This window comes from Pseudomonas sp. FP2335 (assembly GCF_030687535.1).
GTDB lineage: Bacteria > Pseudomonadota > Gammaproteobacteria > Pseudomonadales > Pseudomonadaceae > Aquipseudomonas.
Genome location: NZ_CP117437.1, coordinates 2716676 through 2729296, shown reverse-complemented (window position 1 = coordinate 2729296; position 12621 = coordinate 2716676). Strand labels below are relative to the sequence as shown.

Annotated in this window: 13 protein-coding genes; 6 read left to right on the top strand and 7 right to left on the bottom strand. The window is 59.2% G+C overall.

Annotated elements, in window-relative coordinates; all coding sequences use genetic code 11:
• Nucleotides 1–152 precede the first annotated feature (152 nt).
• Nucleotides 153–407: a hypothetical protein gene (locus PSH81_RS12110; RefSeq protein ID WP_305392608.1), complete on the top strand. Its 255-nt coding sequence runs from the start codon at nucleotides 153–155 to the stop codon at nucleotides 405–407.
• Between the two features lie 131 nt (nucleotides 408–538).
• Here the strand turns inward: PSH81_RS12110 and PSH81_RS12105 are convergent, their stop codons facing one another.
• From PSH81_RS12105 to PSH81_RS12095, 3 genes are all read right to left on the bottom strand, one after another.
• Nucleotides 539–874, bottom strand: coding sequence for a hypothetical protein (locus PSH81_RS12105; RefSeq protein WP_305392607.1), 336 nt, complete (start codon nucleotides 872–874; stop codon nucleotides 539–541).
• Between the two features lie 73 nt (nucleotides 875–947).
• On the bottom strand, nucleotides 948–1595 hold the full coding sequence (locus tag PSH81_RS12100) for a hypothetical protein (RefSeq protein WP_305392606.1): 648 nt from the start codon (nucleotides 1593–1595) through the stop codon (nucleotides 948–950).
• Between the two features lie 798 nt (nucleotides 1596–2393).
• Complete coding sequence (locus tag PSH81_RS12095; RefSeq protein WP_305392605.1) at nucleotides 2394–2996, bottom strand: hypothetical protein; 603 nt, start codon at nucleotides 2994–2996, stop codon at nucleotides 2394–2396.
• 293 nt (nucleotides 2997–3289) lie between these two features.
• On the opposite strand from PSH81_RS12095, the gene PSH81_RS12090 reads away from it, so the two are divergent.
• The gene (locus tag PSH81_RS12090) at nucleotides 3290–4876 is read left to right on the top strand and encodes an ABC-F family ATPase (RefSeq protein WP_028616043.1); all 1587 of its coding nucleotides are present in this window, start codon (nucleotides 3290–3292) and stop codon (nucleotides 4874–4876) included.
• Between the two features lie 202 nt (nucleotides 4877–5078).
• Nucleotides 5079–6254, top strand: a complete 1176-nt coding sequence (locus tag PSH81_RS12085) for an MFS transporter (protein WP_305392604.1) — start codon at nucleotides 5079–5081, stop codon at nucleotides 6252–6254.
• Here the strand turns inward: PSH81_RS12085 and PSH81_RS12080 are convergent.
• Nucleotides 6248–7285, bottom strand: a complete 1038-nt coding sequence (locus PSH81_RS12080; protein ID WP_192301188.1) for a dienelactone hydrolase — start codon at nucleotides 7283–7285, stop codon at nucleotides 6248–6250. The genes PSH81_RS12085 and PSH81_RS12080 overlap by 7 nt on opposite strands.
• Before the next feature lie 212 nt (nucleotides 7286–7497).
• Nucleotides 7498–8109: an FMN-dependent NADH-azoreductase gene (locus PSH81_RS12075; protein ID WP_226456993.1), complete on the bottom strand. Its 612-nt coding sequence runs from the start codon at nucleotides 8107–8109 to the stop codon at nucleotides 7498–7500.
• A 124-nt stretch (nucleotides 8110–8233) separates the two neighbouring features.
• On the opposite strand from PSH81_RS12075, the gene PSH81_RS12070 reads away from it, so the two are divergent.
• Nucleotides 8234–9142: a LysR substrate-binding domain-containing protein gene (locus PSH81_RS12070; protein WP_226456992.1), complete on the top strand. Its 909-nt coding sequence runs from the start codon at nucleotides 8234–8236 to the stop codon at nucleotides 9140–9142.
• Complete coding sequence (locus PSH81_RS12065) at nucleotides 9139–9495, top strand: MmcQ/YjbR family DNA-binding protein (RefSeq protein WP_226456991.1); 357 nt, start codon at nucleotides 9139–9141, stop codon at nucleotides 9493–9495. Before PSH81_RS12070 ends, PSH81_RS12065 begins: the two co-directional genes overlap by 4 nt.
• Here the strand turns inward: PSH81_RS12065 and PSH81_RS12060 are convergent.
• Entirely contained in the window at nucleotides 9484–9867 is a 384-nt protein-coding gene (locus PSH81_RS12060) for a DUF1294 domain-containing protein (protein ID WP_192301191.1), read from the bottom strand. The two genes, PSH81_RS12065 and PSH81_RS12060, sit on opposite strands and share 12 nt — an antisense overlap.
• Complete coding sequence (locus PSH81_RS12055) at nucleotides 9864–10694, bottom strand: undecaprenyl-diphosphate phosphatase (protein WP_226456990.1); 831 nt, start codon at nucleotides 10692–10694, stop codon at nucleotides 9864–9866. The genes PSH81_RS12060 and PSH81_RS12055 overlap by 4 nt, the downstream gene beginning before the upstream one ends.
• Before the next feature lie 197 nt (nucleotides 10695–10891).
• On the opposite strand from PSH81_RS12055, the gene PSH81_RS12050 reads away from it, so the two are divergent.
• The gene (locus PSH81_RS12050) at nucleotides 10892–12526 is read left to right on the top strand and encodes a methyl-accepting chemotaxis protein (protein ID WP_226456989.1); all 1635 of its coding nucleotides are present in this window, start codon (nucleotides 10892–10894) and stop codon (nucleotides 12524–12526) included.
• Nucleotides 12527–12621: the final 95 nt, after the last annotated feature.

The following is a 12621-nucleotide window of genomic DNA, read 5'->3' as shown; positions in this document are numbered from 1 at the left end:
GTTGTCCTGTAGGCTACCTACACGTTTGGCTACTGCCATCGGCACTGGATAATCCAATGAACTCATGGCGAAACCAGCGCTTTGTGCTGTACGTTTTCGTAGGTGTGGTTGAGTTGATACCGCCGAATCATTTCTATGGGGAGCATGGGTAAATGGCAGATCTGATGGAAAAGCTCGACGGCCCCAGGACCGCCCAACAGGAACTCTTCTACGACCTTGAAGATGCGGCGGCGGTCATCGCCTGGTCGGTGAACGCGCTGACCGCCAGCGCGGGGATCGACAGATCCCCCGATCAAGCAATCGCCTTGATGAAGCTGTGTGCCCTGCTCGCGGCTCAGCAGGCAAAGCTCGCCGGGTATGCGGATGAGGTGAAGGCGGGACAAATAACCCGGAGCCATTCCGCTTAGGCACATGGTCTTACCCTGAAATTGCTGCCCGGCTATTGCGACGCTGGGCGATTGGGCGATAAACACACGGCTTGGCGGGCGATTGCATCCCTCAAAACGATTGCAGCGAGATGCAATTAGGCGCAACCCTCTTATTTGGCGACGTAAACGCCGCACAATTCCTTCTGAAGCACCTGAAAAGGTGGAGCGCTGAGTTTTTTTACCATCTCGGCAACTTCGGGTTTATATGCAGGTTCTGCTTGTATTCTTCTGACTTCTGCTTTCGTTTCAACCTCCCAAGTGTCATTGGCGAAAGCGTTTTCGAGGCTCACATTCATCCCAGGGTTGGCGTTTTGGCAAACCTGCTCCATCGCAATAGTGGTTATAGCGGTTCGATGCAGTTCTAAACTCTCGCTTGCAAAAGCACTCGCCGCGAAGCAAATACCTGCCCAAGACAGTGACAGCCTACAAATCCCTACAACCGACATTCACAGCTCCTTATGGATAAACGCTGGGCCCGCAAACAGCGGGTAGAAAGGTAAAAAATATGCACCGTGCTACTTAACCCTTGCACAGCGTCTGTGGCGACTCCGAACCTGCAAGCCGTTTCGGCAATGCAAACGGTAAGTTAGGGACAGAGGCAAGCTCGACTACGCCAAACATACATACAAGCACCACATTTCCATCCGCGTTTGGCGCGCGGCCGAATCCGACCAACACCTCATAGTCTTTTCCGGGCTCCAGATTGAATACTTTGGCCTGGCCTGGGCACATAGCATAAGTGCTGCCGTAGCTGCCGGCCGACGCCCCCAATGTCGCGATCTGAAAGGGTGTATCTGTTTTAACGCGATACTCAGCCACCATCTCGGTGTACAAGCCCTCGGCCATCCGAACAGCCCCGATATACTGCTGAAGCTTGGGAGAAACCCTTCCCGGCATGCCAAGAATGGCCGGTTTAAGTGGGTACTGAGGGTAGTTAATGCTCGGCTGTCCGTCCTCGGAGAAACGGCCAGCTTCAGCCATTTTGTGGCGAGTACCCGGGGCGCAACTACCCGTCACGCTATCGCCAAACACACTGGAATTGGTGATCACACGGACTCGGGCCGTATTCTCAGCCTGAGCTGGATCGACATAGGGAACAGAGGGAATTGCGCCACAACCCGCAAGGGCGATCGACGAAGAAAACAGCAGCAACCAGGTATTACGCATCTACTACATCCTTGAATCTGGTTTTTTTGGAAGATCGTCCCAATCTCTTCTCGAGTAGGCTTCGTCCAGTCAGAAGGGGTTCTTTCATGGACTGATTCATCGCGACTGTATCCACCGTAGGTGAACATCAAATGCAGCTGCGGCTAACGCCTCAATTTAGTTCAAGGCGGCCTGACTTTTTCATGCCCTACACCGCCCACAGCGGGCTGGTTTGCGTCTTTGTTTAGAAGCTCACCAGGACCAAAGGAGCAGCCAATCAGCAGCGCGACCAACCAAGACGCGGTTGTACATAGTGAAATGTGACGATACCATAATGCCACGATCCTCACGGTGGAAGGGGATGGAAAAATGGAGTATAGGGACGTCACATGTATGCAGTAGGGCTTATAATTTCCTTCAAAATCGCTCTGTTAATATCGATTTTTTTAGTATTTTCGGGACTGAGAGCTGAGGCAGAGTATTTTAAAAAGCTCGGAGTGAGTGCCCCGAAGATCAAGCGGTTTTACAGAGAAAATTTAGTTTCTTCGTCTATAACAGTGATCCAGGTTTCTCTGGTTGTTGGGGTTGTATTTTCGTTTATTTCCCTGACTGCGATCTGGACAGTTTCCTGATAACTATTGGGAAATGCCTTGGGCCTAGGTAAGACAAGCCTTTAACACAATCAAGGCGTTTCCCTACTCTTCGGTGATAGCACCTACGTCCATCTTTGCTATCAAAATTCTACGAGAACCAACTCGCGCTTGAGGTATCGATCATTTAGCGCCTGAGTGGATTTATTCAAGGTGCACAGAAGCAAGGCTAGAAAAGCCGTTTCATGAATTCCTGAGTCGTTACATCCAGCCCGTTACCTTCACCGAATGCAACGTTAACCCCGTCATTTGCCCTTAACAGCATCTCACTGTGCATACCCAGAGCAGCCGCTTGATGGTAATACTCGCGTTGCTCTTGCACGTACTTATCCTTGTAGGCTTGCAGGCGTTCAGATACCAGGCCCTTGTGCTTCGGATCTGTCTCTTGGGCTAGAGCGCGCTGCTCTTCTAGCAGTCGCCGCTCAGTCATACCGACCCGCAAATTCGCCATACGAAAGCGCGTGTACGTGCGTATTACGTTCAAGGCATGGGATGTGAACTCTATTGCCGCATCTCTTTTCGCCTCGGCGCCCGACCAATCGGCAGATTGCATCTCAAGCAGATCCGCCGCCAGTTCCTTCTCAGTCTCCTCACCGCGCGCCAAATAGCTCGACAGGTCAACTCTCGGCTCCTGTTCAAAAGCAAGCAGATGCCTGGACACCAGGGACGACGTTTTGGCGACGTTGTCCCTGTCATGCTGGTCGCACCATCCATAATCAGCTGTCCCAAACCCGAGAATGGCCAATAAAAGCGGGACGATCGTTTTTCTCATGGATCCCTCCAAATCATTTTTTAAAGGCTATCACGGAGAGTACTAAAAGAAGGAATTGAGCCTCCTTGCGTGGTGACAATGCGGTAGACGAAGAGCAAAGGACGGCCCACGTCTCCATCCACCAAAGAACGCGCCATACAACTGTCGCCTGACATATGCGACAATGCGCGCCAAATTCCAACACACATCCAAATTTTCTGTTCAGCGACCGGGTTTCGCGCCTTGATGTCGCTGTTGACGCATGCCTGAAGGCTCCTGCCGCCACGCTCGCAACCCATTGATAGGTAAAGTAATTGATCTCCACAGCTAACATCACCATGCAGTTCGGCGCCAAGCCGCTCTTCGAGAATGTCTCGGTCAAGTTCGGCGCTGGCAACCGTTATGGTTTGATCGGTGCCAACGGTTGCGGCAAGTCGACCTTCATGAAAATCCTCGGTGGTGACCTGGATCCGTCCGGCGGTCAGGTCATGCTGGAGCCGAATGTGCGCCTGGGTAAGTTGCGCCAGGACCAGTTCGCCTACGAAGAATTCACTGTGCTCGACACCGTGATCATGGGCCACGAGGAACTGTGGAAGGTCAAGGCCGAGCGTGATCGTATCTACTCTCTGCCGGAAATGAGCGAAGAAGACGGCATGGCCGTGGCCGAGCTGGAAACCGAGTTCGCCGAGATGGACGGCTACACGGCCGAATCCCGTGCCGGCGAGTTGCTGCTGGGCCTGGGTATTCCGCTGGAACAGCACTTCGGCCCGATGAGCGAAGTGTCGCCAGGCTGGAAACTGCGCGTGTTGCTGGCCCAGGCGCTGTTCTCCGATCCTGAAGTGCTGTTGCTCGACGAACCGACCAACCACTTGGACATCAACACCATCCGCTGGCTGGAGAACATCCTGACCCAGCGTTCGAGCCTGATGATCATCATCTCTCACGACCGTCACTTCCTGAACAGCGTGTGCACCCACATGGCTGACCTGGACTACGGCGAGCTGCGCCTGTTCCCGGGCAACTACGACGAGTACATGACCGTGGCGACCCAGTCCCGCGAGCAGCTGCTGTCGGACAACGCCAAGAAGAAGGCGCAGATCTCCGAACTGCAATCCTTCGTCAGCCGCTTCTCGGCCAACGCCTCGAAAGCCAAGCAGGCCACTTCCCGCGCCAAGGCGATCGACAAGATCCAGCTGGCCGAGGTCAAGCCTTCGAGCCGGGTGAGCCCGTTCATCCGTTTCGAGCAGAACAAGAAGCTGCACCGCCAGGCAGTCATGGTCGAAAAAATGGCCAAAGGCTTCGACGGCAAGCCGCTGTTCAAGGACTTCAGCTTCCAGGTCGAAGCCGGCGAGCGCGTGGCGATCATCGGCCCGAACGGTATCGGCAAGACCACCCTGCTGCGCACCCTGGTCAACGAACTGACCCCGGACGCCGGTAGCATCAAGTGGACCGACGCGGCGGAACTGGGCTACTACGCCCAGGACCACGCGCATGACTTCGAAGACGACGTCACCCTGTTCGACTGGATGGGCCAGTGGACGCAGGGCGAGCAGATGATCCGTGGCACCCTCGGTCGCATGCTGTTCTCCAACGACGAGATCCAGAAGTCGGTGAAGGTGATTTCCGGTGGTGAGCAAGGCCGCATGCTTTTCGGCAAGCTGATCCTGCAAAAGCCGAACGTGCTGATCATGGACGAACCGACCAACCACTTGGACATGGAATCCATCGAAGCATTGAACCTGGCGCTGGAAAACTACCCGGGCACGCTGATCTTCGTCAGCCACGACCGTGAGTTTGTATCGTCCCTGGCTACCCGCATCATCGAGTTGAGCGCCACCGGCGTGATCGACTTCAGCGGCACCTACGACGACTACCTGCGCAGCCAAGGCGTGGTGTTCTAAACACCCGCTTGTACCCCGCGCGGGGCTGCGCAGCAGCCCTGCATCCAAACACCGCGTTCTGCCAGACAGACCGCGGTGTTTTTTTTGGGCGGCGCTGTGCAGCCCGGCGCGGGCAAGCCCGCTCACTACAATAGATAGCCTGCTTTCTTTTGTGCCAAAGCCTTGCCATGATGCCCTCACCGCCTCCCGCGAATGAGTGCTCATGTCTGCCGCCGCCCCCAGCTCCCTGTCGATTACCCTGCAGATTGTCTCCATCGTCTTCTATACCTTCATTGCCTTCATCTGCATCGGCCTGCCGATTGCGGTGATTCCGGGCTATGTGCATGAGCAACTGGGGTTCAGCGCGGTGGTGGCCGGGATCACCATCGGTTCGCAATACCTGGCGACCCTGCTCAGTCGGCCGATGGCCGGGCGCATGTCGGACAACGTCGGCACCAAGCGTGCGATTGTGCTGGGGTTGGTGGGGATTCTGGTCAGCGGCGTGCTGACATTGCTGGCGACACTGCTCGAAAGCCTGCCCGAGTTGAGCCTGGGCATCCTGATCGCCGGGCGTTTGTTGCTCGGTGTGGCCCAGGGCCTGATCGGCGTGGGCACCATCAGTTGGTGCATGGGCCAGGTCGGCGCCGAGCACACGGCACGCTCGATCTCCTGGAACGGGATCGCGTCCTACGGCGCCATCGCCATCGGTGCACCACTGGGCGTAGTGGTGGTCGCCGAATACGGCTACACCAGCCTCGGCATTGCACTGTCGGTGCTGGCGGCGCTGGGCTTGCTGCTGATCCGCAATAAGCCCTCGGTGCCGGTGGTGCGCGGCGAGCGGCTGCCGTTTTGGGCGGTGTTCGGGCGTATCGCACCGTTTGGTGCCAGCCTGTGCCTGGCGTCGATCGGCTATGGCACCCTGACGACCTTTATTACCCTGTACTACCTCAATCGCGGCTGGGCCGGTGCGGCGTACTGCCTGACGGTGTTCGGCGTGTGTTTTATCCTGGCGCGGATGGTGTTTATCTCCGCCATCAGCCGTTTTGGCGGCTTCCGCGCGGCGATTGCCTGCATGACCATCGAAACCCTCGGCCTGACGCTGCTGTGGCTGGCGCCGTCCACCGGCGTGGCGTTGATTGGCGCCGGGCTGACCGGTTTCGGCTTGTCGCTGGTATACCCAGCGCTTGGCGTAGAAGCCATCAAGCAAGTACCCAACAGCAGCCGGGGCGCGGGGCTGAGTGCGTTCGCGGTGTTCTTCGACCTGGCCCTGGCGATTGCCGGGCCGTTGATGGGCTTTGTTGCGTTGAACCTGGGTTACGGCTGGATCTTCTTCTGCGCGGCGTTGCTGTCGGTCAGCGCACTGGGCCTGACCCTGCTGCTCAAACGTCGCGCTTACTGATCAGCGGTCTGCAACCCGGCGCGGGTCGATTGCCCCAGGGTATGGGTGAAGAAACGCCCCGCCTCGGAAATCAGGTTGCGATGGATGCCTTCACGGTCGACGCCATCGGCATCGGTGCAGATCGCCGGCATCGCCAATAGTTGATCGCTGTCGCACGGGGCCATGAAGACGAAGTGCCCCGCCCCCGCCAACAGCTTGAAGTTCGGCGGTTGCGGCAACTTGCGTGCGAGGGCGGCGGCATTCTTGTCCACGGCCACCAACTTATCGCCGTCACCGCTGTAGAGCAGCACCGGCACATGCACGTCGGCCAGGGTCTGGCGACCAAACATCAGGCTCAGCGGCGCCATCAGCATCAGCGCGTGGATGCGCGGGTCGGCTTGCGGTTGCAGGTCGTCGCGATCGACCACCAGCTCACCCTTGGTAGTGCAGGCATCGCGGTCTTCCGGACGCTCCTGGCAATAACGGCGCAAGCGGTCGAAATCCGGCTTGGCCCCTGCCAGGATCAGCGCAGTCTCGCCACCGGCCGAATAGCCGATGACCCCAACTTGATCAATATTGACGAACGGCGACAGCATCGGGTCGCCGAGGGTGGCGGTGATCGCTTCGGAAATCTGGATCGGCCGCCCATACAGGTTGCTCAGGGTGCCCAGTCGACTGTGATCCTTGTAGTTGTCGCCAGGGTGCAACACCGCCACCACCACAAAGCCCTTGCGCGCCAGGGACGTGGCCAGGTCATGCAGGGCCAGCGGCGTGCCGGTATTGCCGTGGGACAGCATCAGCATCGGAAAGCGGCCGATGGCGACCTTGGCGTCCTCACCCGCCGTGACTTGGTAGGCGCCCAGGTGCGTGGTGTGCTCGACGTCGGTGGACGGGTAAAAGGCGATGGCTTTCATCGGCTGCAAATCCAGCGGGTCGAGAAAGGTCATGCGATGGAAGCCCACACTCCAATGCGGGTGCGGCGCAGGCGCGGCATGCACTGAAACCAGGCCGCCGAGCAGGGAAAGAACCAAAACAGCACAAAGACGCATCATGGGGATGTCCACCTTTGTTGCGTAAGAACCGACATGTCGAATTAAAAGTCCAGGGCACTGAACCCGAGCTTGCATAACCTGGGCCATATTAAAAAGACAGCGGGTAAACGAAAAAACTCCGTACTCCGGTCGCGTATTGAGGCGAACAGAATACAGAGTTTAGGCGCCCGTTTTCAGATTGAAACGGGGAACGGCGATGTTTTACACAACCCTTACGCGGCGGCGAACAATTGTTCGTTGATGAGTGCGTTGGCGTCGCTCAGGGACTTGTTGCGCACCTCATCACCGTAGGCCAGGCCTTGGGCGCGCACGAACTCGATGTCGGTGATGCCCAGGAAGCCAAACACCAGCTTCAGGTAGTCTTCATGGCCGACGTTGCTCGCCTGGCCGGCGTGCAGGCCACCGGCGGTGGAGACGATGATCAGTTTCTTGCCGCCGCACAGGCCTTCAGGGCCGGCTTCGGTGTAACGAAAGGTCTGGCCAGCCACCGCGATGCGGTCAATCCAGGCTTTCAGTTGGGATGGCACCGAGAAGTTGTACATCGGCGCACCGATCACCACCGCGTCTGCGGCGATGAATTCAGCCAGGGACGAAGCGCTCAGCTCGGCTTCGTGCTGTTGAACGGCATCACGCAATTCGGCAGCAGTACCCAGCGCCCCCAGGGTCAGGCCGGAAAAGTGGCTGATGGCCTCGCTCGCCAGATCGCGATAGGTCACTTCCACGCCCGGCTCGGCGGCTTGCCAGGCCTTGACCACGGCAGCGCTGAGCTGACGGGATGCCGAGTTGTCGCCGAGGATGCTGGAATCGATGTGCAACAGTTTCATGGGGGATCTCCGAGTAGGATCGTCAGTGGCGATCAGATGGTGATGATGCTACGCATGAAACCAATAGCCGATAAGCCCGCTGAAATGCGATAGTTTGTCCCACTGACAGGACAATAGGTTGACCATGCAAGACCTCAACGACCTCTACTACTTCGCCAAAGTCGTCGAAGCCGGCGGCTTCGCGGCTGCCGGCCGGCTACTGGGGATTCCCAAGTCGCGGCTGTCACGACGTATTGCCGAGCTGGAGGAACGCCTCGGCGCCCGCTTGCTGCAACGCACCACGCGGCAACTGACCCTGACCGCCGTCGGCGAACGCTACCTGCGCCATTGCCAAGCCATGTTGCTCGAAGCCGAGATGGCCGACGAAGCCGTGGCCAGCATGTCCAGCGAAGCCCGTGGACGGCTGCGGGTCAGTTGTCCGGTGGGCATGGCCCAGCACATCCTGCCGGAGCTGGTCGCCGGATTTCTGGCCGCCCATCCCCATGTGCAACTGGAAATGACCCTGGTCAACCGACGTGTCGACCTGGTGGCCGAGGGCATCGACGTGGCCCTGCGCGTACGCGAGCTGGGCGATGAAGACCCACTACTGGTGACCAAGCGCCTGCGTCAGGCCCAGACGGTGCTGGTGGCCAGCCCCGCCTTTGTGCAAGGCAAGCGCATCGACTCGCTCGACGACCTCAAGCAACTGCCTATCCTCGGCGCGCTGGAGCCGGACCGCATGGTCCATCAGCGCATCCTCGACCCCCAGGGCAACCCCCACGAACTGGTGATGGAAGCGCGCCTGGGCATCGACGATTTCATCGTGCGCAAGGCCAGCGCGATCATGGGCCTGGGGTTCACCGTGCTGCCGATGATGTATTGCGAAGAAGAACTGGCCAGCGGCCGCCTGGTGCAATTGCTGCCGCAGTGGTCGTTGCCGGGCGGCTGGTTGCAGGCCGTATACCCACACCGACGCGGCGTGTTGCCGGCGATCCGGGCGTGGATCGACTACCTGGAAGAAGGCTTCAAAAGCTGCGGAGACCGTCTGTTATGAAGATCAGCGAAGAACAAGTCGCCACATTCTGCCTGAGCCTGCCCGGCGCGCGGGAAGACTACAAATGGGGCGGCGTGCGCGTGTTTTCGATTGCCGGCAACAAGATGTTCGCCCTGCAAAACCTGCGCGGTGATTCGCTGGCATTCAAGGTCGACAAGGATCTGTTCCTCGGCCACGTCGACCGCCCAGGCATCCACCCGGCGCCCTACCTGGCCCGCGCGCAGTGGATCATCATGAACACGCCCTACCCGCTGGGCGCCGAGGAACTGCGCAGCTTGTTGCGGCGCTCCCACCAACTGGTGGTGAGCAAACTGCCCAAGCGCACGCAGATCGGCTTGCGTTTAGAGGACTGAAAGAAAGGTGCCGCCCAGGAACAACTGGTCCAGCCAGAACACCTGATGCAGCAGCACAATCGCCCAGAACAGCACCTGATAAGACACCTTGCGCGTCTTGTGCCGCAACACCTGCTGGGCGATCAACGCCCCCGGCCAACCGCCTGCCAGCTCGACGGCGTGCAGGATGTTCTCCGGGGTGCGCCAGCCGTTGGTTTGCGCCTGGCGCTTATCGCGCCAGTACAGCAAGAACGCCAGCACGCTGACCACGGCGTAGGCCACCAGCGGCAGCACCGTCTCGCCGCGCCACCACAGCAGCACCGAGCCCAGCAGCGGCGCAGCGCACAGCAACAGAAAAATCGCCGCCTTCAGGCGCGGGTACTGGATGCTCATGGTTTGACGGCAGACCAGTCGATCCAACCGAACTGCCAGGTCGCCAGGATCAGCAGGCCAAACGCGATCCGATACCAGGCAAACGCCGCGTAGCTGTGGCTGGCGATGAACTTGAGCAACGCCTTGACCGCAATCATCGCGAAGATGAACGAGGTGACAAAGCCGATGGCAAACACCGGCAAGTCATCGGGCTGGAACAGGTGACGGTACTTGTAGCCCGAATACACTGCCGCACCGACCATGGTCGGCATCGCCAGGAAGAACGAGAACTCGGTGGCGGTCTTGCGCGACAGGCCGAACAACAGGCCGCCGATAATGGTCGCGCCGGAACGCGAAGTACCCGGGATCATCGCCAGGCACTGGGCCAGGCCGACCTTGATCGCGTCTTTCCAGGTGATGTCATCGACGCTCTGGGCATGCACCGCGTGTTGACGCTGTTCAGCCCACAACATGATCACGCCGCCCACCACCAACGCGGCGGCCACGGTGATCGGGTTGAACAGGTAGTGTTTGATCAAGTCGGCAAAAATCACGCCCAACACCACTGCCGGCAACACCGCGATGATCAGGTTCACCGTGAACCGCTGCGCCTTGCGCTGGGTCGGCAGGCCGATGACCACGTCGAGGATCTTGCGTCGGAACTCCCAGACCACGGCCAGGATCGCGCCCAGTTGAATGATGATATTGAACGCTTCAAAGCGCTCACCGCCGAAACCGATCAAATCGGCGACGATGATCTGGTGGCCGGTACTGGAGATCGGCAAGAACTCCGTCAGCCCCTCCACCACGCCAAGAATCAATGCCTGTATGGCGGTCCAAAAATCCATGCTTCCCCCAAAAGGTCATGCGCGTGGCATGCCTCGTTAGTCTTTTTTAATTGGTTCACTGACGCTGGGCGTTTGAAAAAACCCGTGAAAAATCAGGCAGTACTCAGGTTTTCCGATTACCGGCCGAAAGCCTATCAGACAAGGCGTAAAAGTCGATGCAACGCCCACAATTATAAAAAGCCCGGAGTGACAGGACGATGAACAGTTTGCGCAATATGTCGATCAGCCGCCGCCTCTGGCTGATCCTGATAGTCGCCGTGCTGATGCTGCTGGCCTTGGGTTTACTGATGCTCAAGCAAATTCATGGCGAGCTCTACCAGGCCAAGCGCCAGCAGACCGAGCACGTGGTGCAGACCGCCAGCGGCATCCTGACGTTTTATCACGGCCTCGAAACCAGCGGCGTCATGACCCGCGAAGCCGCCCAGAAGCAAGCCCTGAGCGCGGTGCGCGGGTTGCGCTACGACCATGACGACTATTTCTGGATCAACGACCTCACGCCCGTGATGATCATGCACCCGGCCAACCCCAAGCTTGACGGCCAGAACCTCTCGGCGATCCGTGACCCAGACGGTTTTGCGGTGTTCAACGAATTCGTGGCCCTGGCCAAGGCCAAGGGTGCCGGCATCGTCAACTACCGCTGGCCGAAACCGGGCGCCGATGCACCGGTGGCCAAGACCTCGTACATCCAACTGTTCCAACCCTGGGGCTGGATCATCGGCTCCGGCGTCTACGTGGACGATGTGCAGTCCGAGTTCTCCGCCCAGGTGTGGAAAGCCTCGGCCATTGGTTTGATCATCGCGCTGGTGATGACCCTACTGGTGGTGTTGATCGCGCGCAGCATCGTGCGCCCGTTGCAGGCAGCAGTGGACGCCATGGGCAATATCGCCAGTGGTGAAAGCGACCTGACCCACAACCTCGACACCCACGGCCGCGACGAAGTGACCCAACTGTCCCAGCACTTCAACAGCTTCACCGCCAAATTGCGCGACGTGGTCGGCCAGTTGCAGGTGTGCGCCAACGCCCTCGGCCAATCGTCTACCGAGCTGGGCAACAACGCGAGCCAGGCCCACGACCGCAGCCAGCAGCAATCGCAGCAGATGGAATTGGTCGCCACCGCGATCAACGAAGTCACCTACGGCGTGCAGGACGTGGCCAAGAACGCCGAACACGCCGCCAGTGAAATGCGCGATGCCCAGGCCCAGGCCCAGCAAGGCCAGGTCAATATCGACGGCAGCTTGCAACAGATCGACCAGCTCTCCGGCACCATCAGCCAGGCGGTCGAGGTGATGCGTACCCTGTCCGCCGAAAGCACCCAGATCGGCAGCGTGCTCGAAGTGATCCGTTCCATCGCCGACCAGACCAACCTGCTCGCACTCAACGCCGCCATCGAGGCCGCACGGGCCGGCGAACAAGGCCGTGGCTTTGCCGTGGTCGCCGATGAAGTGCGCCTGCTGGCCCAGCGCACGCAAAAATCCACCGCCGAGATCCAGGGCATGATCGAACGCCTGCAAGGCCACTCGGAAGCGGCGGTCAAGGTGATCAGCGAGAGTCACAATGCCTCGCAACTGACCATCGAACAAGCCGGCCAGGCCGGCGCCAGCCTCACCGCCATCGGCCAGGCCCTGCACAACCTCAACGGCCTGAACGCGTCGATTGCCAGCGCCACCCTGCAACAGGCGCATGTGGTAGAGGACATCAACCAGAACGTCACCCAGGCGGCGGGCTTGTCCCACAGCACCGCCATCGCCGCCGAACAGTCGAGTGCCGCCAGCACCCACCTGCGCGGCCTGAGCGAACAACTCAACACCCTGCTGCGCCAATTCAAAATCTAACCCCAGGACGGGGTTTGTAGTGAGCGGGCTTGCCCCGCGCCTGGGGGCGACGCAGCCCTAAACCCAGGTACCACGGTGTATCAGTAAGACCGCGG